Source organism: Streptomyces sp. NPDC027185, from assembly GCF_055567035.1.
In genome coordinates, this window is the sequence record NZ_JBVHRF010000013.1 from 21,696 (window position 1) to 42,320 (window position 20,625).

Genomic DNA, 20,625 nt, shown 5'->3' on the forward strand with positions numbered 1-20,625 from the left:
CTGGGCCAGGCGGCTTGGCCGCCCGCGCCGCCCCGGAAGAGTTCCCGTCCGCAATCGCGGTGGCGTGGTCTTGAACCTCCGTGTCCGAAGGAGCCAGCGCACGCTGACGTGCGCGTCACCTCATATGTCCTCGACCTTCTTCCACGACGTCGGCGCCCAGTACATAGCGGCCGTGATGGTTGCTCTCACCTCGCTGGGGGTGGGTGCGGTGCGCGCGGCCTGGCGGCGCAAGCACCGCACCCACCCCGCCCTTCTGCCCCCGGGCGGCACAGCGCCGTCGTCTGCTGCGGATCCGTCGTCCGGCGGACGACCTGAGGTGTCGTCATGAAGACGTCGGCGCCCACTCCTGAGCAGCTGCACCGCCGTGCGCGGGCATGGTCCCTGCTGAGCAGCGCCACCGGAACCCCGCGGATGCCCCGGCTCGACGAGGCGTCCCCCGGCGAGCTGGGCGACGTTGCCACCGGCTACGACCGCGTACTGCGGCGTGCCGCGGGGCGGCGGGAGCCCGATGCCACCGACGCCCAGGTGCTGGCCAGTCTGCTGACGATCCGGATGCTGCGCGAGAAGCTGGACCACGACGAGACCGAGCTGACCACGCTGGCCCGGACCAAGCGGATCACCTGGGCACGGATCGCCGAGTGGCAGGAGTTGAGCGGTCGGCAGACCGCCGAGCGCCGGTACCTGCAGCGTTCGGCGGCATACCTGCGGCCCGACGGCAGCGCGCCGGCCACCCAGGCCGACCGGGTGGAGGCCGTACGCGAGCAGCGCAGCCGCCGCGCCGAGCGGGCCTGGGCCCTGGAGCACCGTGTACGGATCCGGCGCGTCGCCGCCCAGCTCGCCGCCCTTCCCGATCTGCAGGAGCGGGCGGACCGTTCGGCCGCGGCGAGGTCCCTGCGGACCCTCCAGACCTACGGCCCGGAGCCGTCTGTGGCGCCGACGGTGTGGCCGCGGGCCCTGCGCGCCGCCGTCGCCGAGGAAGAGCGGTTCCGCACCGAGGTGGATCCCGCGACGCTGACCGGCCTCGATGCCTGGCGCCACGAGCAGCGGGCCGCCGACCTCGCCCACCGGCTGCTCGGGCTGACCCTGTACGCCGCCGACCCCCGCCACCTCGACCTGGACGGCCACCCCGACCTCCTCGACGCGGTCACCGACCTGCAGCAGCGGGCACGCCGGTGACCGGCGCCGGCCCCGAGAAGAACGGAGAAGAAGATGAGTGATCCCCGGCCGCCGTGGTGGCGCCCGGTCTTACGCATGCACCGGTGGCGGGTCGACAAGCACCTCGACCCGGCGCAGACGGCGGCGGCCGAACTGGGCGTCCCGCTGGACGTCGCCCTCATCCGCCGGGCCCTGGCCTACCGGCGCGGAACGCTCCTGCGCCGGGTCCCGGACGTCGCCGTCGCCACCGGCGGCTTCACCGCCTTGATGTGGATCGTGAACAGGGCGGACTGCACGCCCGGCGGTGCCCTCGACACCAGCCCCTGCACCATGCTGTCCGCCGCGGACTTGTGGGGTGTCGCGGCCATCGTCTTGGTGCTCGCCTGGTGCTTCGTGCTGTGGACGATCTGGCAAGGAGACGCGGTCCGCCCTCGCTACAGGCCGCTATGCCAGGTGCTGGACCTGGTCACCAACGGTGCCGCGGTCGCGCTGCACGGTGGGCGGCACGAGGCGGCGGTCAAGCTCAGCTCCGCCACCGAGGAGGTCCGCCTTCCCCTGCAGCGGGCCGTCGCCCACCTCGTGGACGAGCTCTTCATCAGCCGCGAGGTCAAGGACACCCTCTGGGATCGCACGACCCGCGTGACGCAGGCCCTCAGACGGGACGCCGACCGCCTCGTCGCCGACCGCACCGGCGCGGCGGCGCATCTGGGCACCATGGCGGTGTCCATCGCCCACAGTCTCGCGTCCGACAACGTCCTCGCCCTGCTGCCCGAGGAGCAACTGCCCGAGAGGGCCCGGATCGAGCCCGACCGGACCGACGGACGGCGGCTGGCCGGCGCGTTCGTGAAGGGCGCGGTCATCGTCACCGTGTGCGTCTCGCTCGCCGCGCAGGTCCCCTCCCTCGGGAAATACCTGGCCCCGGTCGCCATCGGGCTCTTCTTCCTGATCCCGTTCCTGCTCCTGGCCTCCCGGTTCGGCCTCACCGAGGCGGGCCGGCTGATGCGCAGCATCCCCGCGGTGGCCTTCCGCCGCGAACCGCCGACCTGACGCAGGCCAGAGTTCGTTGGGCCTGTTGGGGGCAACAGGCCCAACAGGCCCTGACCTGCTATTGGAGATGTCCGCAGTTCGGGCAGCGCCCGCTGGGACGACGACCCCGCGTCTGCGCGGGTACCCCCGCCTCGCGCAGACGCTGCAGGTGGTAGCTGAGCGTGGACGCGCTCAGGCCGACCGCAGTCGCGAGCTCCCGTACGGAGGGCTCCTCTCCGTATTCGACGGTCCATTCGCGCAGGGCGCGGGCGATGCGGCGCTGCTGTTCGGTCAGCGTCACCGCACCCCCTCCGCGGCCGCGGCGCGGGCCCGCTCCTTGAGCGCCACCCGGGCCGCGGGCGTGCCCGCCGGCGTCCGCCAGTACGGGTGGGCGGCGATGTGCCGGGACAGCTCCAGCAGCCTCCGCCGCTGCTGCGCCACCCCGCCCGGCGGGGACACAGCGAGCCGGGCGTAGACGCGGTACCAGTCGGTCTGGACCTCCAGCAGGTCCGGGGGGATATCGGGACGTTCCATACACGAAAGTAGAGCACTTGTTCGAATTTCGAGGCAAGGAGGCCCGACGGACCGAACAGGATCCGGGCGGGCGGTCCACTCTCGCTCCGGAGAGCCGGACAGGCGGGGGCTGTGTCCGCGGTTCGCGGGCACAGCCCCTACGTGAGCACCCATGACGCCCACCACTGGGGCTCCGTACGGGCGGTCGCGCAGTCGCGGACCGCTACCTGCGCCGCGCGGCCGGTGCGGCCAGCCGCCGGGCAGCGATGACGTCGCGGGGGACCCCTGCCGGGGGACGGACGTGCCGCACGCGCGGCGCCGAAGGGTGGGCGCTCTTCTGCAGGCCGAATCCCAGGAGACTCGCGCGCAGGCGTTCCCCCGGCTGCACCCGGGACAGTTCCTCGAGCCAGCGGCCGATCGTGAGGGGGTGGACGGAGCAGGCGGTGAGCACGGCGACCATGATGTCGGCGTTCATCGGGCGGTCGCCGCGCAGGACGACCCCGAGAGTGTGGTGGGAGTACCCGTGGCTGAGCCGCGCCAGATCGCGCAGGCTCAGCCTCATGAAACGTCGGAACTGATCGAGTGCTGCGGCCAGCTCCGCACCCGTCCTCAGCGTCGGGGGGTCGAAGACGCCGGTCCGCCACCGCGTGACGGCCTCCGAGATCGCTGCGGAACCGGCGGATTCGGTGAGGCGCGTGGCCCGGAGGCCGCGCCACCAAGCGTGCCAGGAGGCGATGTCCTTCGTTTCCGTCCCGCAAGCGCCGAGGTAGCCGTGCACGGTGCGCCACGTGGGCATTTTCGTACCGCTGTGCGCGCCGGAAAGGGCAGCGATGCAGACGCCGGAGCGCCGGGACATCTCCGCCAGGGTCGGGCTGCCGGCCCGGACGCGCAGGGCACGCAGATGGGCAGCGAAACGGCCCAGCTCACTCTTGTCGGAGGGCAGGGCATTCATGGGGCGGGCCATCGCCGTCTTCTCCTTCCGCTGGCCCGTGGCCCGGGGCAGGGCGCCCCGGGCCGAAGGACGTCAGGAGGAGGTGAGGCGGCGGCGGAGCTCGGCAGCGACCAGGCCCGCCACCCCCACGATGGAGACGGCCTCGGGCAGGTCGATCCCCAGGGCGAGGAGAATCACCAGCGCTCCCAGCACCACGACCAGGAGGACCAGGTCGAGCCAGGACAGGCGGGGGCGCGGGGCGGGCTCGGGCTGCGGGGACGTGCCGGACCGGTCGGGAAGGATCAGGGACACCTGAACTCCAAACAATTCGGGGACGTTTGCTGTGGACGGACCCCGTTCGGTTGCAGCCGAAATGGGGACCTCAGAAAAATCTACTGGTCCACAACGCACATACCCGACCGCCCAATACACCCCTTGGAATTTTTGTCGATACCGCACCGCCGTGCCGATGAGCCGCACACGCTGCATCGTTCGCGACTTTGGGTAGGTTCGCCTGAAGCGCGGAGAAAACGTAAAATCCCGCCCGTCACCGCAGGTCAGAGCGGCCACGGAAACACCTCGAAGAAAAGATGAATCCCGATACAGAGAATGAAAAACTCTACTGTTGCGCCGCTCGGAAGTTTTTTGAACCCTGTCGCGGTACTGTCGCGAAAAACTCGGGCCCGGAGCCTGACCGTATTTACGTTTCCGCAGATCAGAGCCGCTATTTTTCATGTAGCGTAATAACCGACCGTTCGGAACTTGCCTTTGTCTGCCAGTGGCAGCCAAACTCAAGCCATCGGACCCCGCCCCGGCGAGGTCCGGACAGCGCGGGTACGTGGTGCCCGCGCCCCGGGCGACGATCCGTTTGCTGTGGACGCACCAGGGACACCAGGGGAACTCCCGTTGCAGCGGGACCCCCACCAACTTCTGCCCGCGCCGAGCGCGACGCGCAGGACATACGGAGTGTGGGGCCCGACCATCGGTCGGGCCCCACACTCCGTTGCGCCGCGCACCAGCGGCGAGACCACCGAACCATTTAGCCCATCCCCGAACCCGCATCCCCCGCCGGCGCTCCACTCTCTCCCGGTAGGACCCCGCCGTCCTCGATTTCACTGCCCCACTTCTCCCTGTAGTTGGTGTACCGCTGCGGTGCCGCCGCGGCGGGAAGGGGAGCGTGGCCTGGGAAGAGGACACCGGGGGCTACGAGAGGGTTCGCCGTCCGGCGGAGGAGCTGGTGGAGAGGGCGGCGGTGCACCGGGTGGCACAGGGACACCCTGTTGCCCCCGTTAGGTCCAATGGGGGCAACAAGGCGTGACGTGGGTTTACGAGGTTGCGCCGTCTGCGTCGGCCAGGGGTGCCCAGGTGTAGCGGATCCGTACGCCGTGGTCCTGGAGCCACGACGTCTCGCGGTAGCGGGCCTCGTGGGCGCACTCCGGAGCGATGGCGGAGGGCCACCGGATCAGCACGGTGGCGAAGGTGCCCGCTGCCGCCAGGTCGCGGACTCGCTGCCATCCCTGGCGGAGCTGTGGGTTCGGCTCACCGAACTCGTCGGTGATGATCTCGGCGATCGTCAGGCCGTGCTGCTGCGCGAAGGCGCGGGCTTCCTCTTCGGCTCGCTGAGTGGCGAGGCCGGGCATCTGGGGGCTGCGGTCGGCGCACACGTACAGCACGGCTGTGTCTGGGTGGGGTCCTGCACTGGTCATCGGTGCCTCAGCAGGGGACGGGTGTTGGCGCCCCGCCGCGCCTCCGGGGGAGCGAGGCGCGGCGGGGCCGTACACGACACCTAACCGCCTGCTGCTGCCCGGAGGGCATGACGAAATCAGGCCGGTGTGCCTCGGGCGGGGTGACGAATTGACCCGTCCGTTACCTGCGGCCGTCTGCCCGTACGCCCTACCGTGCTGCCGTGGCGGAGAGAAACGAGCCGTTGGCTGCGTGGATGACGGCGCACCAGATGGCGCCGGCCGAACTGGCGGACGCGGTCAACGATGCGATCTGCGACCTCACCGGCCGTCTGGGGACGGCGTCGGCGCGCACGGTGCACCGATGGCTGTCCGGGGAGAGCCGCTGGCCCCAGGAACGGCAGCGCCGCGCTCTGCAAACGGTGACGGGCCTGTCCGCCACGGCCTTAGGGTTCGCGCCGCGGGGGAAGTCCACGTCCGCTCCCGTACGACCGGAGGACCCCGACATGCGCCGTCGCCGATTCGTCGGCGTGGCCGCCACCGCCGCGGCCGCCGCCCTGCCCACCAGCCCCGCCTCGGCCCAGCCCGCCCGCGTCGGCACCTCCGACGTGGTCCGGCTGCGCGAGGACATCGAGCGCCTGGTCGCGCTCGACGCGGAGCGCGGCGGGCACGGCCTGGAGCAGGCCGCCCTCGCCGGAGCCGCCGAGGCCCTCGAACTGCAGAAGGGATCCGCCACGCAGCGCGTGCGCCAGCGGCTGTTCGCGCTCGCCGCCGACTTCACTGCGACCGCGGCATGGTCACTGATCGATGCCGGACAGCTCGACGACGCCGGGCGCCACCTGGACCGGGCCCTGACCCTTGCGGGCCTCGGCCAGGACACGGGGATGGTGATGCAGGTGTGGAACTGCCGGGCGCTGCTCGCCCGGCAGCGCCGGGACTACGCCGAGGCGGTCGCCGCCGCCCAGGCTGCCCAGGCCACGGCCATCGCCCGCACCAGCCCGCTGCACTCCTCCCTCGCCGCCGCGCGGACCGCCGTCAGCCTCGCCCACGGCGGCGAGTCCCGTGCCGCCCTCGCCCAGCTCGGGCGCGCCGAGACCGCCCTGGCGAAGGCTGACTCTGCGGAGCCCCGGGCCAGTTGGATCGCGTTCTACGGGGCGGCGGAGCTGCACTGCCTGACTGCGGTCGTGCGGGATGTCGTGGGACACCCCGCGGAGGCGGAGGCGGCTTCCCATCGAGCCCTGGCCGCGCTGCCGAAGTCCTACCGGCGCAACCGCGCGCACACCACGGCCCGGCTCGCCCTCGCGCAGTTGCACCAGGGCGACGTCGAGCAGGCGTGCGCGACCAGCAGCAAGGTCTTCACGATCATGCAGGGCACGCCACTGCCTGGACGGATGCGGCAGCTGCTCGGCGACTTTCAGCGCGACCTGATCACCCACGCCCCCTCCGCGCGCCTCGCGCACGAGTGGATGGACCGCTACCGGACCGAATGGAGCAGCTCGTGACCACCACAGCCGTCGACCTCCGTCACTTCGTCCACGAGGACCTGCCGACCATCCGGCAGACCCTCCTGGACGTGCACGCGGACGCCTACGCCGACGACATGACCGAGTTCGACGAGCGGTTCCCCTGGTTCGTGGACCACTGGGGCGGCAACCCCGGCTTCGCCTGCGTCATCGGCTACGACGGCGACGAGCCGGTCGGGTTCGCGTACGGCGCCCCGGCCGCTCCGGGCCGGGAGTGGTGGCGCGAGCACCTGAACAACCCGCCGGCGGACGCGTCCACCTTCAACTTCTCCGAGCTGATGGTGCGCCCTCGCTGGCGGAAGACCGGGACCGCCGAGCGGCTGCACGCCGCGTTGATCGAGGACCGGCCGGAGGCCATGGCCGCCCTGCTGGTCGACCCCGACCATCCCAAGGTGGAGGCGCTGTACGAGACGTGGGGCTACCGACGGATCGGCCGACGGCAGCCGTTCCCGGACTCCCCGAACTTCGCCGTGATGCTGCGCACCCTGAGCATCCCAGCCGCACCCTGACACACTGCGCAGCAAGGCCCCGGGAAGCCTGGAGGCCTTGCTGCTGGTCAGCAGGCATTACTGCCATTGGGTCCAACAGGCCTTACCGGCCCATGGACGGCCCGCCACGGCCCCGGGAAGGCGGCTGGCGGTGGTAGCTGGCCGACTCCTGAGCCCGGGCCCGGGACTGTTCGACGGCCGCGCGCTTCTGCTCGACGATGTGCGCGCGGCGGTTCTTGGTCTCGGTGCTGTGGAGCTCGGGGTACTTCGTGGCGATGGTCTTGCGCAGAGCCTGCTCGGCCTGGCCGGCCGCCACGGTCTTCCGGCTCTTGGCGGCCGCGTTGGTGTACTGGGTGACCTCGCCCTGCAGACGAGTCAGCTCCTGGGCGTCGCGTCGGTCGAGGCGGATCTCGATGTCGGGGAGCTGCTCGCGCATCGTCGCCAGCCGCTCGGTGACGGTCGCGACGTCGGCCGGCGCGGGCTGCTGGGCGTCGACGCCGTGGAACTGCCCGGCGAACTCACTGGTGCGGATCATCTCCCACGCCTCCATCCGGGCGCCGTTCCCCGCGCTGCGGGCCTCGCTCTCCGCTGCGCGGAAGGCCGCCTGCTCGGCTGTGGCCTCGGCGATGTCCGCCGCGATCTGCTTCTTGGTGATGCTGGCGCGCATCCGCTCCCAGCGGGTCATGTTCTTCTTCGGCGCCAAGGAGTCGCGCAGGTACCGGCCCCGTTCTTCTGCTCGGGTGCGCGCGGTGGCCGCCCGGTCGAGCTGCTGTGCGGCTTCCTGGGCCTTCGCCTCCGCCTGGTCCAGCAGGCTCTGCGCCGCGGCGGCGAATGCCTGCCCGCGGGTCTGCCCGGACGCCTTCTCCCGGGCAAGGCGCTCTTCGAGGGCACGTGCCTTCTGCGCCGTCTGCGCGGCGCCGCGCTCGGCGATCCCGGCCCGCTCGTGGGCCAGCCCGACCGTGCGAGCCAGGTCGGCGTCCGACCGCTTGCCGTACGGCCGGGTCTTCCAGGACTTCACAGACGCCATCTCCCGCTGGCGCTGGCTCTCCGCCAGGTGCTTCTCGCGAGCTGCCCGCTCCCGCGCATCGTTGTGGTCGGCCGCGGGGTCTTCCTGGGCCTCGGCGGCGGCCTGCTGTGCCTCCTCCTGCGCCTGGTGCGCGAGGCCGGGGGAGACGGCTGTCGCCACCTGGGCCCGCCGTAGCGCGGCCTCGCGCTCCTCGTGGCCCAGCTCGTGCTCGCGCGCGGCGGCCTGCTCCGGCAGCCGTACGGCCGGGGCCGGTGGTTCGCGCAGCAGGTCCGAGACCATGGAGTCGCCCCGGCTCTGCCCAAGGAACTTCGCGAACGCGCCGACGGCGCGCTGCAGGCGTTCGGTCTCGGTACGGGCCGCGCCGAGGCGGGCCTGCGTCTCATCGTCCTCGACGACCTCCAGGGGCAGCCAAAGGTGGTTCTCGGCTCGGCCGCGGGTGATGCCCGGGTAGACGGCGAAGGCGTTCGCGCCGTGCCCGTACAACAGGCTCACCTCGCTGGTGAGGCCCTGGCTCGCCGCGACCGTCATCGCGTAGCCGAGGGAGAGGGCACCGGAGCTGATGGCCTTCGGCTCGTACCAGGCGGACACGGTCTCGCCCGACTTCTTGTCACGCCAGGAGATCTCGACGCGGTGGTCCTCACCGATCGCCGTGACCACGGCCCGGTAGCCGTTGAGGACATCGGGGCCCTCGCCGCGGCGGCTGCGGTAGTCGTTCTGGCGCACGCGCACCAGGTCGCCCACGGCGAGGTTGAGTTCCGCGCCGCCGGACAGGGCGTAGCGGTGCTCGGCTCCGAGTTCGCCGCGCTGCCGGCGGATCTGCTGCGCCCCCAGGTTCAGCAGGTCGACGTCCGCGTTCTTGGCGGCCAGCACGGTCAGCGAGTCGATCAGGTCGTGCGGATCGCTCCAGCGGCCGCGCACCTCGTCCCAGGTGGTCAGGATCTGTCCGTGCGCCTCGATGGCGGTCTCGGCGGCGTGCACGCGGCCGGTGTCGGCCAGGATGCGCAGGGCCTGCTCGTGGTCGCCGGTGCGCCACACCTCCAGGGCGGCGCGTTCGGCGTCGTTGCGCTGGCGCCGGTTCTCGGTGAGGACCAGGCCGCCGACGAGCCGGTGGACCTCCTTGAACCAGCCGCCAGGGCCGATCGCCTGGAGCTGCTGCGGGTCGCCGATCGCCACGATCTTCGTGCCGGTGCGCTGCGCCTCCGTCATGAGGGCGGCGGCCTGCCGGTCGTTGGACATGGTGGCCTCGTCGACGACCAGGACGTCGATGCCGGTGAGCCCTTGGCCGTCGCGGATCTGCTGGAGCCAGGAGGCGATCGAGCGGGCCGGGATCCCGGAGGCGTCGTCCAGCGACTTGGCGGCGACGGCGGACACGGTGGCGCCGGCGTAGGTGTGGCCGGTGGCGTCCCACGCGATCCGGCACGCCTCCATGAGCGTGGACTTGCCGGTGCCGGCGGCGCCGATGTGCGCGTCGATGCCGTGCCCGGCGGTCAGCGTCCGCTCGATGGCGGCGCGCTGTTCGTCGGACAGGGCGAAGCCGTTGGCTATCTCGAAGACGGACATGGCGGCCGCGGCCTGCTCGGCGGTCAGCTGCACCGCCCCCTCGTCGAACCGTGCCAGGGCCTGGCCGGTGACGGTCTTCTCGGCGTCGAGGATGTCGCGGGTGGTGTAGCGGGCGGTCGACGACATGAGGGTGGAGCCGACGTGCGGCAGGCGCACCGCGTACCCCTCGACGGCGAGGACCTGGTCCGCGAGTTCGTCCAGGAGGCCCGGCTCGGCGCCGATGCCGAACTCCATCGCGTCCGCCACGGCGCCGAGCAGCTGCGCGCGGCTGAAGGATTTCTGCGAGGCGGTCAGTCCGGTCTCGGGGTCGAAGACGATGCGCGCGAGGTCGTCCGGGCCGGGCAGCCGCGGGCCTCCGCCGGGTCCGTCGATGCCCGCGCCGCCGTCGGGAGGTCCGGGTGCGGCGGCCGCCACCATCGCGTCGACGTCGCCGACGACCGCCGCGGCGCGCGTGCGCCAGCTGGTGCGCATCCCCGAGGCATCGGCGTCGACCTTCGCGCGGCGGGTCTGGTCCGCGACGCGCTGGCGTTCCTCGCGTGAGGCGTCCTCGGCAACCCGCTCGTTGACGGCGGCGTGGCGGCGGGAGAACGTGTCGCGCAGCTCCTCGGGCACCCCCCGGATCTCCCACGAGCGGGTGTCAGCGTTGTACTCGCGGCGCACGCCGAACGTCTCGTACGTCAGCTCCCGTACGCGCGCCTTGAAGTACCCGTCGAGGGCCTTGGCGTGACGGTGGAAGTCCTGCCCCGAGTTGGCGACGGCCCTCCACTCGCCGTCCTCGCAGAGCGCCATGTTGGCGATCGTGACGTGGACGTGCAGGTGCGGGTCGCCCGGCTCCCCGGCTGTCACCGGACGTGCGGCGAGGTGCTCCACCGACCAGCCGAGCAGACCGCCGGTCGCGATGCGCACCTTCTCCCCGTCCTCGCCGGCGACGGCGTAGCCGATCCACTGCTCGGCCTGGCGCACCGTGTCGTCCTTCGCGCGCTGCACCAGGTCGCGGAAAATGTGCTCATCGAGGTCACCCATGAGTCCGGAGAGCGCGCTGTCACTCTTCGGAAGATCGAGGACGAGGTCCCATCCGCGCACCCTCTTGTCGATGCGTTTGTCCGCGCTCGCGCGTGCCCGCTCGACCGTCTCGGTGCCGTAGATGTCGTCGAGGTCGAGGCCGACCGCGCGCGCGAGCTTGTGCAGTTCGGTGACCTTCAGGCGGTGCGTTTCACCGAACCGGTTGACCATGCGCAGCTGCGTGGCGAGCTGGCGCTGCTGCTTGGGCTTGCCCTCGAAGAGTTCGGCCGGTTCGACGCCCTGCTCAGCGGCGAGCGCGGTGATCGCCTCGGTCAGCCGGGCGACGGTCAGCTGCGCGTCGGGGTGGGCACGCACCGACGCCCTGGAGGCCAGCAGCCGGGCGCCGGTGGCGGGGTGGCAACCGTTCATGATCCGGCGCGCGGCGTCCTTCGCCTCGTCGTCCAGGCGGTCGCCCGCCGCGTACCCGAAGGTGCCCATTCCGCTGCCGACCCACACCAGGTGGCCGTCGCCCTCCGGTCGCAGCCGGTAGTCGAGGGCGGCGTCGACCGTGTCGTCCAGGACGACGGTTTCCGCCGCGTCGGCCTCGACGACGCCGCATCCGGCCTGTTCGCGCAGCCGGTACTCGACCTGTGCGTCCGCCTTGATCTTCGTCAGCCAGGCCATGCGGCCGCCCTCCCCGCTTGTGCGCTTGTGCGCCGTTCGGCCCGGCCGCGCTGGAGCTCCCCGATAGGGGAGCTCCCTTTGTGCCTAGGTCTTTTCTGATCTTGAACCTGTAGGTGAGCAGTCAGCTCGTCCGCAGGGAGCTTTGACAGTAGCTTCCGATCGACGGCTGCCGAAAAAGTGTTCGCGCTCGGCGAGGTGGCGGCTCGGTGCCGGGCTGCCGCGACGGCCTTCGGCGGGTCCGTCACCGCGCGCCGGGCATGAAATGAAGGCCGGGAGAGCGTCCGCGAATCACGGACGGGTGGTTGCGGACGGTGGTCGACGGGCGTCCACCCGCGGGTGCCGCCGGCGTCGGTGGGCGGGGCGGTTCGCGGCCCCCGGGGCCGTCCTCGAACACGACGAAGCCCCCGTCCGCTGAGGTTCGCGGACGGGGGCTTCGGAGCGCAGGCAGGCGGGTCAGCTGTCGCTCGTGTTGCTGCTGAGGAGCTGGCGCAACATGTCCTTCATCTCGTCCAAGTCCCCCTTCAGCTGCTCCTGCCCCTTCTCCAGCCGGTCGAGGGACGCGGTGTGGTTGGCCAGGGCGATGGTGTGCTCCGTCTGCTTGTCGATCACCCGCTGGAGCTTCTCGTTCAGGATGCGGGCCATCTCCTGGCTGATCGGATCCTCTGCCATGACACCTCTCGTTTCGCTTGTCGGTCCAGTGTGCCGCGATACCGGATGCGGCGGGTGCCTCATGGGCGGCGGACTTCGATTCCGGCGCCGCCGGGCGGGCTGGCGATGACGGGCAGGCCGCTCACCAGTGGCCGCCCTCAGCGCCGACCAGCTTGGCGACGCGGGGTCCGGCGCCGGCGTTGATGTGGCGGACCGCGACCTCGACGGCCTTCTTGGCGTCGTCGATCAGCAGTTCCTCGACCGGCCACTTCCCGGCGGGCTGGTCCAGCGTCCAGTCGTCCGCTGGCAGGCGCAGGGTGGCGGCGAGCAGCAGCGCGGGCTTCGACTCGTCCTCGGGGGCCTGCAGAGCCCGGGGGCCGTCGGAGCAGTCGTATCGGTCGGTCTCCCAGTCGCGCATGGCGGAGTAGGGCGGGCGCACGCTCTGAGCGAGCTGGTTGTGCTGGAGGGGGACCTCAATCTCGACCAGGAGGCGCCCGTCGTACTGGGACTGGGCAAGGCGGACGGCGCCGAGGTCGGGGCGGATGCGGACGTAGCCGGGGGACATGGTCGGCCCGGTGGCGACATGCCAGGCCCAGACGAGGAAGGCGATCGGGTCGGTGCGATCCTCGTCCCACAGGCCGTCCAGGTGCTGGGTGAGGTAACGGCCGAAGCGGGAGTCGAGAGGGGCGTTGCTGTCGCCCGCGGCGCGGTCGTAGTCGTCCGCGACGGCTACGAGGGTGGTGCTGGACCAGTTGGTCACGATGGGCTCCTCAAGAGGAGCGGGGCCGGTTTCGGCGGCCCCGCCGGGTCGGGCGTGGTGGGTCAGTGGCGGAAGATGTTGCCGAGCTCGCCGCGCACGAAGGCGCGGATGATCTCGGCAACCTGGGAGGCGCCGGCCTGGGAGGCCGGGGCGACGATCGACATGACGGGCGCGCGGTCGGCGGCGAATGAGAATGCCCAGCTGCCATCGCTGTAGATGCGGACGTCGATGTCGGCGTCGCCGTGGTAGCCGCCACGCGGGGTGTCGGGGCCGCGGTCGACGATGACGCCCGGGCCGTCGCACCGGGCGGTGAGCCCGAGTTCCTCCAGGGCCCTGACGAGGCAGCCCTGAAGGGAGATGATCTCCTCGATGGTGCGTCCGGACTTCGGGGCGCTCTCGTACTCGTACTGGCGGGAGACGACATCGAGCGTGCCGCCTGCCAGGTCAGTGGTCCAGCCCCACTCGGCGGGGGCGACGCCGTGCTTCTCGCCGGCGGCCCACAGGGCGGTGAGGAGTTCGGCGGCGTGCTCCAGGACGCTGGGCACGTACAGGGCGCGGTGCCCCTTGGCTGCCTTCTCGACGGCGGCGTACGCCTCGGCTGAGAAGGCGGGGCCGTTGGTGGCGGTGCTGTCGGTGCTGGGCATAGCTTCCTCTCTCGGTGAGCCCGGGGCCGGTTTCGGCGGCCCCGGGCTCATGCTGTCGTGGGGTGGTGACGGCGTAGGCGGATATCCGCCTACCTCTCACTGCTCCGTGGTTACTCGGGGTCCAGGCCGGTGCGCGGCTCGGTGTCGGGGATCTGGTGAACGTCGACCATGCGGCGGCGCAGGTCGAGTGTGATGTCCGCCGAGTGCGCCCAGGGCCCGGCCTCGTGGCCGAACGAGTCGATCGCGACGCGGATACGTCCGTTGGACATAGTGCCTCCACGGTTAGGGGTGTTGGGCCTAATAGGTCTTGAGGGTGTGCGATGACAGCGCCGGGCAGGGGACCGGGCCGTGCGGGCGGGCGTCAGGCCACCGCTGCGGGCTGCGTCTCGGAAGTGGTCGTGCGCGCCTCGTTCTGCTCCTGCCAGGCGTCGGGGTCGTATCCGGCGTCCTCGGCTGCGGCGTGGGCGAGGTCTGCGATCTCGCCGCTGTCCATGAGGTCCTCGTCCAGGTCGCGGACGACGGCGTCGGCGCGGGCGGGGTCCGTCTCGCGCAGGGCCACCAGCAGGCGGTGGGCGGTCCAGGTGGCGGCCGCGGTCTGGTGCCACGCGGTGCACGCCGTCAGGTCGGTGGTGAGGGTGTCGGCGGCCTCGTCGAGGGCGTGCAGCGTCTGCCGCAGCAGGTCCTCATCGCGGGCATCGGCCAGGTCCGGGGTGGGCCGGGGCGGGAGGAGGTCGGCGCGGGGGCCGGTGGTGCCGAGGCTGGTGGCCCAGTTGCCGAGGGCGGCGTCGACATCGTGCCGGGTGGGGCGGCTGCTGCGGTGCATCGGCATCTGGAGTCCCAGGTAGTCCCGGCCGAGGACGACCAGCGGCGCGTCGGGGGCGGGCTGCCAGATCTGGAGGGGGAAGGTGGCGTGCTGGAAGCGGGAGAGCAGGTGGGGATTGAGGCCGGTCAGCGCCGCCTCGGAGGTGACGGTGGTCAGGGCTGTCCGGACGACGTCGCGCCATGCGGGGTAGGTGGCGTCGTGGGCGGGTGCGGAGATCTGGGCGGTGCCGTCGGTCATCGTCAGGGTGTCGTCGACGCCAGGCGTCAGCGTGAGAAGGGTGTCGCCGGGCTGAGCGTCCAGCCATGCGATCAGCCAGGCCAGGTCGGTTTCGGGGACCGTGCGGGACCAGGCCGGGGCCTGGGGCGAGGTGAGCGTGGCGCGGGCGACGGCGAGGCTGAAGCGGTCGGTCGCGACGGCGTGGAGGATGCTCCCGTCGGTGTCGAGGCGGATGCCGCGGAGGGCTGCGGGGGCGTCCTCGTGGCCCACATGCGGGAGGGCCAGGGTCAGGATCCGGTGGAGGTGACCTGCGGACAGGGTGGTCATGGTGCTGCCCTTTCATGAGGCGGGCCGTGGCTGTTCGTCAGAGTTCTGCGGAGGCCAATTCGGCGCGGGCGCGTTCCAGCGGAGTCCTGGATGTGACCGACGGCCTCTTCGAGGATTTCTTGCGGGCGGGGAGTGCGGGGGCGGCCGTGCCTCCGGCCAGAAGTCCGGCCACCCCCGTGGTGCGGTCAGTTCGCGTAACGGAGCAGCTGCTTGCGGATGTGCTCGCGGGAGAAGTCGAGGTGGTCGGCGACGGCGGCCTGGGTGAGGTGCTTCGCCTTGATCTCGGCTGCCACGACGCTCCAGTAGGCGCGGTGTGCGGCGTCGATGGTCTGGTCCCGGGTAGTGCCCGCCTCCGTGATCCGCTGCTTCGCGGCGGTGGCCTCGGGGGTGTCGGGTCGGCTGGGGGACATGGTGATCAGCTCCGTCTCGGTTGAGGGACGATGGTGCTGCCCCCTGCTCCGGTTTGGAGCGGGTTGGGCGACCGGGGCGGGCGGCGCGTGGTGGGTAGCCGAGTGGCCGCCTGCCCCGGGGTCAGTTGGGCAGGGGGCTGCACTCGTGGCTGTACGCGGCGATCAGGTAGGGCGCGAGTTCCATGGGGCTGTCGAGGGGGACAGATGCGGTGACCTGCAGCCTGCATCGACCGCACCTGTAGTCACCGCGGCGGCGGTCGGCGGGCCGGGGCCAGCGGCCGCGCAGCAGGTTCAGGATCCGGTTCATCGGCGTCGAGCCTTTCTGATCAGGTGTCGGGTCAGTTGAGGGCGAGGGCTGCGCCCAGGGCCAGGACCAGGAGGACCAGGGCCCCGGCGGTGATGTCGTGGGCGATCTTGAGCCCGCGGTACTTGGCGGCGGCGATCGTGGAGAGCTTGACGATGTGCTCGGCGGTGCGGTCCTCGGCGAGGTCGGCGAGGACCTCCTCCGGCGAACAGTCCTTCCAGTACAGGTACGAGCCGCGCGGGGCCCCCTTGATGCTGGGGCGGACCACGAGGATGACGACGAGCATCGCGGCGACAAGGCCAGTGCCACCGGCGCCGACGAGGACTGCGGCCGGTACGGACAGGTGGTGACCGGGGATGGTGCCGATCAGCACCGCGAGGGGGATGGGGAAAGCGGCGAAAAGCCCGTTGGCCTTTCCGTCCGTGCGGACGATCTGGGCTTCCACCCCGGCGAGGGCGGTCTGCAGTTTGGCCTCGGTGGTGGCGACCTGACGGCTGGGCAGCCCGTCCAGGTCCAGCGCCTGCCGCGGGATCGGCAACTGCTCCATGACGACTCCTTCGTCTCGATCGGTGCGGGCCGCTGCCCGACACCCACACAATGCCAACTCTGAGTTGGCTATGTCAAGTTAAAGTTGGCCAGCTAAAAATCCCCGATAGGCAGAAGGGCGCGGGCGCTCAGCCCCGGGGCCGGCCAGCGGCCTCGCACCCCTCGCACCGTGGATCGTCGGCCGGTTGCTGGCCGCGGTAGACGGCCAGCAGGTCTGCCGGGCCGGTGACCTGGACCCAGGCGGGGCCGGGACACCCGTCCGGACAGGCGGTGCGGGCCTGCCAGTGGTGGTCGTACGGGTCGCCGTCGTTCCACCACCGCACTGTCAGCTCCTGGCCGGCGACACCGAAAGCGCCGGTGTCGAAGGCGTCGACCGAGGTCTGCCAGGTGAAGACGGCGGCCAGGTCGTCGCCGAAGTCCGCGCGGACGTTTGCGACGGGGTCGCGGGGGGCGACCGCGGACCGCTGTAGCAGCAGGCCCATCAGGTCCAGCTCGTCGGCGTAGTGCGCCTCGGTGAAGCCCTCATCGAGCAGCTGCTGGAGCGGCGGTGTCCCCGCATGCTGCCAGGCGACGGTGCTTTCAGGGACCTGCCGGGCGAAGGGCCGCTCGTACTGCCGGTCCTGGCAGGTCGACAGTGCCGTACGGACGACGATCGCGACGGCGGGCATCCGGTGGGCGCGGGCCTGTTCGATCAGCGTCGTACGGACGCGATGCTCCACATTCGTGGAGTCGGCGACGACCGGGAGTTGCCGTCGCAGGCGGCTGGCGAGCACCGCGTCGGCGACGGCCACGGCGTCCGGTGTGGCGGTCTGGTCGCCAGCCGTCCCGGCTACGGCCAGGCGCAGCGCGTCGAGCTCCACCCGCCAGTCGGCAGGGAACGCGCGGGCGATGCGGCTCTTTCCGGCACCGGCCGGGCCGATCAGGACCAGGACGGCGGGCTGCTGTGTGAACACAGTGGGTCTCCTCGATGGTGGGGCGGTGGGTCAGTGCAGCTCGTTGCGCGTGCGGGCGACCAGGCCGCGGGTCTGCGTCGTAACGCTGGTGTGGTCGTGGATGACCGTGCCGCTGTAGTGGTGGTGGTGCTCGGTGTGCGCGTCGGTCTTGGCGCGGCCAAGGGACTTCAGAAGGGATCCGGCGGCGAGGACCAGGGCGACGGGCCCGGCGGCGCCGACCGCGAGGGTGACCGGGTCGACCTGCCCGAGCGTGTAGAGCACGAGCGAGGTGGCGCCGCCGGCGGACAGGGCGGCGACGCTGCCGGAGAGCATCAGGGCGCTGGCGTCCGTCGCCTTCTGGCTCATCGGCGGGCGGCCGGGCTGGGCGCAGGGCACGGCGTCTCCTGTGGTCGGCAGCGTGGCGCTGTCCTTGTAGCGGGTGGCCGTGGGGCCGGTGGTGCTGTAGCCCTCGGCGATGAGGCGGGCGGCCTCGGCGGCGGCCTGGGCTTCGCTGAGCGGCTGCCGGGAGTGGGTGGTCGGCTCGTGCATGTCGAGTCCTCCTGCGGGCTGTGCGTGGGCATGGGGCAGGCCCGGAGCCGGGGTGCTCCGGGCCTGCGGTCGGTGTGCGGGGAAGGGGCGGTCAGTCGGCGGGGAGGGGGATGATGCGCTGGGTGCCGTCGGGGCGGGCGAGCTGTCCGCGGTCGCGCATGGTGCTGACGGTGGTGGTGATGGTGCCGCGCCGGGGCGGGCGGCCGCCGTCGTCCGCCAGGGCTTCCTGGAGCTCCGCCAGGGTCATGCCGTCGGGCGGCAGCACCGCGAGGATGCGCTGGGCGGTCGTCATCGTCGCCGGGGTCGGCTCGTCCGGCCCGCCGGACGGCGGCGCGGAGAGACCGCCCGTACTGCCGCTCGTCTGGCCGCCGGCCGCCTTGCGTTCCTTGGCGGTCACGTACGCCTCCAGGTCGATCGCGTCGCCCGGCGGCGGCTGCTCGCCGTACAGAGTGAGGATCACCGGGTCGTAGCCGACGCACGGCTCGACGCTGCCGACGACGTAGGTCCGGGCCATGCTGGTGGGGCGGCGGGACGTGAGGTGGTAGAGCATGCCCTGCGAGTTCACGTCGTCCTCGTCGTCGGCCGCTGTCTCGTGGTACCGGCGGACCCGCTGGACCTGGCCGACGACCTTCGGGATCGGCTGGAGGGCCTCGCCGCGGGGGACCAGGCCGTCGCCGACGAGCTGCTGCATCATCGCGGACGACCAGCGCAGCAGGATGACTTCGCCCTCCTTGAGCATGCCGCGCAGGGTGTCGCTGCCGCCGAGCTCGTCGAGGTGGCCGGCCTGCGCGGCGATGATGATGCCGACGCCCACCGACCGGCCCGTCCGCCCGAGCTCCTTGATGAGCCGGGCGCCCTCGTCGCGGACCGGGGCGCCCTTCTCCAGCAGCCGGTTGGCTTCGTCGACGATGCCGTAGACCAGCGGGTCGGGGGCGTCCTTGACGAAGCCGGAGCGGCCCATCTCCGCGTACGCGGCCATGCGGCGTTCGGCCTCGGCGACCAGGCCGCGCAGCATGAGGATCGTCTCGTACTGCGTGGTGACGCGGGTGGCGACGTGGCCCTTGGCCTCGGGCACCGATTGGCCGGACTTCAGGTCGGCGAGGTGGACGACGATGCCGGAGAGCTTGCAGGCGATCAGGAGTGCCTGCACCAGGCGGGACTTGCCTGCGCCGGTGGTCCCGAAGACGGCGCCCCTCTGCGCGTTGCCGGTCTTCGGGTCGAAGAGGCGGAACCGCAGTGGTGAGCCGTCGAAGTAGGTGCCGAGCGTGACGCGGCCCCGGGCGTCCATCAGCAGGTCGTTCAGGTTGATTTCCCGCATGTTCATCAGCGGGTTGGCCGGGTAGACGCGCACGATGGCCTGGCGTCCCACGCCCTGCTCGAAGATCACGCGGGTGTAGTCCTCGACCTTGAGCAGGTCGCAGAGCGCCTCGTGGTCGTAGCGCTTCACCCCGCCGGCCGGGGTCTTGAGTACGTACTCGCGCACTTCCGGCATCAGGTCAGCTCCTTGCGGACGGTGTACGTGGTGGCCTCGATCAGTTCGACGCCGGGCATCGCGGTGGCGGCGATCTCCTCCCACACCGCGGCCTCGTCGTCGTCGGCGTCCTGTTCCGGTTCGGCAGGTTGCGGGCGCACGCCCAGGACCAGGAGCCGGACTCCGGAGCCGCGTCCGGGCACGGGCCCGATCTCGATCAGGTCCTCCGGCATGTCCAGGTACGCGGACAGGTCAGGGATGAAGTCCTTGCCGAGCGGTACGGCCTTCCCCCTCGTCGCCGAGCCGATGACGAGCGCGAGGCATTCCTCGGTCACCTGCCGGTGCTCCACGAGCACGGTGCCGGGTGCGACGCCGCCCTCGACCGCGATGTTCTCCCCCCACCACCGGGCCTGCGGGCTGTCGTACGTGACCGCCGGGGCTTCTTCGGCCTCTTCCGCGGCGGCCTCGGCGGCTGCGGCGAACTCGGCGAGCTCCTGGGCGACCGCCTCGTCGACGACATCGCGGGCGAGACGGCCGGGGCGCATGATCCAGGTGGCGCCGGTCCACAGCGCCACCACGCCCGCCTGCACGAGCAGGGACACCCCGGTGTCGGGCGCCAGGCGCTCGGCGACCAGGAGGCCGCAGGCGCCCGCGTGGGGGGCGGCGTAGACGCCGATGGCCGTGGCCCGCGCCGAGGCGGGGCCTTTGAGGATCTTGATGTTGGTCGCCAGGCCGATCCCGGCGGTCGTCACGGCGGCGAGGACGCCGGGGACGGTGACGGAGTCGGTGGCCAGGCCCGCGGTGAGGACCGCGGCCCCGGCGACGGTTGCGGCACGGCCGGCGGTGGCGCGACTGGCCACCGCACGCACGCGAGCGAGCATGGGTTCCTCCAGAAACGGGGCGGGGCGGCCGGGCCATCGGCTCCGGCCGCCCCGCGGGGTCGGTGGTCTCTTCCGCTTCGGGCGGGTCCGCCCGAAGCGTGTCAGCGGTTGCTGTAGTACTCCCGGGTGGCCAACTCGCCGGGCTTGGAGACGATGGCGTCGTGCACGGGTCCGTAGTCGGCCTCGTGTCCGGTCTTCGCGGCGCGGAAGTCGCCGGCCATCTCCTCCGCCTCGGCGGCCAGGGACTCGGCGTCGGAGAGCACGCCGCGCATCACACCGGCGGCGTCCCGGTGCGCGTCGACGACGGCGCCCGAGACCCACATGGCGGACGCGGTGTCGGCCAGGGTGTCCACCTGGCGCGCGCAGTCCTCGACGTAGTTGTAGGCGCCGCGGACGGACTCGCTGAGGGCGAGCATCGCCATGCTCGCCATCCCCAGCTTGGCCGTGGCGACGGTGTAGGTGACGCCGTCGACGAACAGTTCGGCGACCTTGCTGCCCGCGCGGGCGAGGTCCATTCCCATGG

The 20,625-nt window shown here is 71.9% G+C and carries 24 protein-coding genes; 5 read left to right on the top strand and 19 right to left on the bottom strand.

The features are described 5' to 3' along the window. The first annotated feature begins 124 nt into the window (after nucleotides 1-124). The 3 genes from ACZ4M8_RS29430 to ACZ4M8_RS29440 are packed head-to-tail and all read left to right on the top strand — an operon-like array spanning nucleotide 125 to nucleotide 2,202. A complete protein-coding gene (locus ACZ4M8_RS29430; protein WP_467612938.1) occupies nucleotides 125-328 on the top strand; it encodes a hypothetical protein in 204 nt (67 codons plus the stop codon). Further along, a complete protein-coding gene (locus ACZ4M8_RS29435; RefSeq protein WP_467612941.1) occupies nucleotides 325-1,176 on the top strand; it encodes a hypothetical protein in 852 nt (283 codons plus the stop codon). Before ACZ4M8_RS29430 ends, ACZ4M8_RS29435 begins: the two co-directional genes overlap by 4 nt. A 33-nt stretch (nucleotides 1,177-1,209) precedes the next feature. After that, nucleotides 1,210-2,202 (top strand): hypothetical protein, encoded by a 993-nt coding sequence (locus tag ACZ4M8_RS29440; RefSeq protein ID WP_467612944.1) that lies wholly within the window; start codon nucleotides 1,210-1,212, stop codon nucleotides 2,200-2,202. A 58-nt stretch (nucleotides 2,203-2,260) separates the two neighbouring features. Here ACZ4M8_RS29440 and ACZ4M8_RS29445 read toward each other — a convergent pair whose 3' ends face one another. The 5 genes from ACZ4M8_RS29445 to ACZ4M8_RS29465 all read right to left on the bottom strand — a co-directional run bounded on the left by ACZ4M8_RS29445 (nucleotide 2,261) and on the right by ACZ4M8_RS29465 (nucleotide 5,298). Beyond that, nucleotides 2,261-2,482 carry a LexA family protein gene (locus ACZ4M8_RS29445; protein WP_467612947.1) on the bottom strand — a complete coding sequence of 74 codons (222 nt, stop codon included), beginning with the start codon at nucleotides 2,480-2,482 and terminating at the stop codon, nucleotides 2,261-2,263. Then, entirely contained in the window at nucleotides 2,479-2,715 is a 237-nt protein-coding gene (locus tag ACZ4M8_RS29450; RefSeq protein ID WP_467612950.1) for a hypothetical protein, read from the bottom strand. Before ACZ4M8_RS29450 ends, ACZ4M8_RS29445 begins: the two co-directional genes overlap by 4 nt. A gap of 202 nt (nucleotides 2,716-2,917) precedes the next feature. After that, nucleotides 2,918-3,658, bottom strand: a complete 741-nt coding sequence (locus ACZ4M8_RS29455) for a hypothetical protein (RefSeq protein ID WP_467612953.1) — start codon at nucleotides 3,656-3,658, stop codon at nucleotides 2,918-2,920. Between the two features lie 60 nt (nucleotides 3,659-3,718). Further along, on the bottom strand, nucleotides 3,719-3,937 hold the full coding sequence (locus ACZ4M8_RS29460) for a hypothetical protein (protein WP_467612956.1): 219 nt from the start codon (nucleotides 3,935-3,937) through the stop codon (nucleotides 3,719-3,721). A gap of 1,013 nt (nucleotides 3,938-4,950) precedes the next feature. Then, nucleotides 4,951-5,298, bottom strand: a complete 348-nt coding sequence (locus ACZ4M8_RS29465) for a hypothetical protein (protein WP_467612959.1) — start codon at nucleotides 5,296-5,298, stop codon at nucleotides 4,951-4,953. 233 nt (nucleotides 5,299-5,531) lie between these two features. On the opposite strand from ACZ4M8_RS29465, the gene ACZ4M8_RS29470 reads away from it, so the two are divergent. Together ACZ4M8_RS29470 and ACZ4M8_RS29475 are read left to right on the top strand one after the other, a co-directional pair. After that, on the top strand, nucleotides 5,532-6,809 hold the full coding sequence (locus ACZ4M8_RS29470) for an XRE family transcriptional regulator (protein WP_467612962.1): 1,278 nt from the start codon (nucleotides 5,532-5,534) through the stop codon (nucleotides 6,807-6,809). After that, a complete protein-coding gene (locus ACZ4M8_RS29475) occupies nucleotides 6,794-7,339 on the top strand; it encodes a GNAT family N-acetyltransferase (RefSeq protein ID WP_467612965.1) in 546 nt (181 codons plus the stop codon). Before ACZ4M8_RS29470 ends, ACZ4M8_RS29475 begins: the two co-directional genes overlap by 16 nt. Before the next feature lie 82 nt (nucleotides 7,340-7,421). Here the strand turns inward: ACZ4M8_RS29475 and mobF are convergent, their stop codons facing one another. The 14 genes from mobF to ACZ4M8_RS29545 form a co-directional block, all read right to left on the bottom strand. Further along, nucleotides 7,422-11,591 (bottom strand): MobF family relaxase, encoded by a 4,170-nt coding sequence (gene mobF, locus ACZ4M8_RS29480; protein WP_467612967.1) that lies wholly within the window; start codon nucleotides 11,589-11,591, stop codon nucleotides 7,422-7,424. A 453-nt stretch (nucleotides 11,592-12,044) separates the two neighbouring features. Then, complete coding sequence (locus tag ACZ4M8_RS29485; protein WP_467612970.1) at nucleotides 12,045-12,260, bottom strand: hypothetical protein; 216 nt, start codon at nucleotides 12,258-12,260, stop codon at nucleotides 12,045-12,047. A 121-nt stretch (nucleotides 12,261-12,381) separates the two neighbouring features. Further along, nucleotides 12,382-12,999: a hypothetical protein gene (locus ACZ4M8_RS29490; protein ID WP_467612973.1), complete on the bottom strand. Its 618-nt coding sequence runs from the start codon at nucleotides 12,997-12,999 to the stop codon at nucleotides 12,382-12,384. Nucleotides 13,000-13,061: 62 nt separating this feature from the next. Then, complete coding sequence (locus ACZ4M8_RS29495; protein WP_467612976.1) at nucleotides 13,062-13,643, bottom strand: hypothetical protein; 582 nt, start codon at nucleotides 13,641-13,643, stop codon at nucleotides 13,062-13,064. A 110-nt stretch (nucleotides 13,644-13,753) separates the two neighbouring features. Beyond that, a complete protein-coding gene (locus ACZ4M8_RS29500; RefSeq protein ID WP_467612979.1) occupies nucleotides 13,754-13,912 on the bottom strand; it encodes a hypothetical protein in 159 nt (52 codons plus the stop codon). 92 nt (nucleotides 13,913-14,004) lie between these two features. Then, nucleotides 14,005-15,009 carry a hypothetical protein gene (locus tag ACZ4M8_RS29505; RefSeq protein ID WP_467612982.1) on the bottom strand — a complete coding sequence of 335 codons (1,005 nt, stop codon included), beginning with the start codon at nucleotides 15,007-15,009 and terminating at the stop codon, nucleotides 14,005-14,007. A gap of 185 nt (nucleotides 15,010-15,194) precedes the next feature. Continuing rightward, nucleotides 15,195-15,419 carry a hypothetical protein gene (locus ACZ4M8_RS29510; RefSeq protein ID WP_467612985.1) on the bottom strand — a complete coding sequence of 75 codons (225 nt, stop codon included), beginning with the start codon at nucleotides 15,417-15,419 and terminating at the stop codon, nucleotides 15,195-15,197. A gap of 121 nt (nucleotides 15,420-15,540) precedes the next feature. Next, the gene (locus ACZ4M8_RS29515; RefSeq protein ID WP_467612988.1) at nucleotides 15,541-15,726 is read right to left on the bottom strand and encodes a hypothetical protein; all 186 of its coding nucleotides are present in this window, start codon (nucleotides 15,724-15,726) and stop codon (nucleotides 15,541-15,543) included. A gap of 31 nt (nucleotides 15,727-15,757) precedes the next feature. Then, the gene (locus tag ACZ4M8_RS29520) at nucleotides 15,758-16,270 is read right to left on the bottom strand and encodes a Pycsar system effector family protein (protein ID WP_467612991.1); all 513 of its coding nucleotides are present in this window, start codon (nucleotides 16,268-16,270) and stop codon (nucleotides 15,758-15,760) included. Nucleotides 16,271-16,397: 127 nt separating this feature from the next. Further along, a complete protein-coding gene (locus tag ACZ4M8_RS29525; RefSeq protein WP_467612994.1) occupies nucleotides 16,398-17,222 on the bottom strand; it encodes an AAA family ATPase in 825 nt (274 codons plus the stop codon). 30 nt (nucleotides 17,223-17,252) lie between these two features. Continuing rightward, on the bottom strand, nucleotides 17,253-17,750 hold the full coding sequence (locus tag ACZ4M8_RS29530; protein WP_467612997.1) for a hypothetical protein: 498 nt from the start codon (nucleotides 17,748-17,750) through the stop codon (nucleotides 17,253-17,255). 91 nt (nucleotides 17,751-17,841) lie between these two features. Continuing rightward, nucleotides 17,842-19,242, bottom strand: a complete 1,401-nt coding sequence (locus ACZ4M8_RS29535) for a DNA/RNA helicase domain-containing protein (RefSeq protein WP_467613000.1) — start codon at nucleotides 19,240-19,242, stop codon at nucleotides 17,842-17,844. Continuing rightward, nucleotides 19,242-20,102, bottom strand: a complete 861-nt coding sequence (locus tag ACZ4M8_RS29540) for a hypothetical protein (protein ID WP_467613003.1) — start codon at nucleotides 20,100-20,102, stop codon at nucleotides 19,242-19,244. Before ACZ4M8_RS29540 ends, ACZ4M8_RS29535 begins: the two co-directional genes overlap by 1 nt. A 101-nt stretch (nucleotides 20,103-20,203) precedes the next feature. Then, nucleotides 20,204-20,623, bottom strand: a complete 420-nt coding sequence (locus ACZ4M8_RS29545; protein WP_467613006.1) for a hypothetical protein — start codon at nucleotides 20,621-20,623, stop codon at nucleotides 20,204-20,206. Nucleotides 20,624-20,625: the final 2 nt, after the last annotated feature.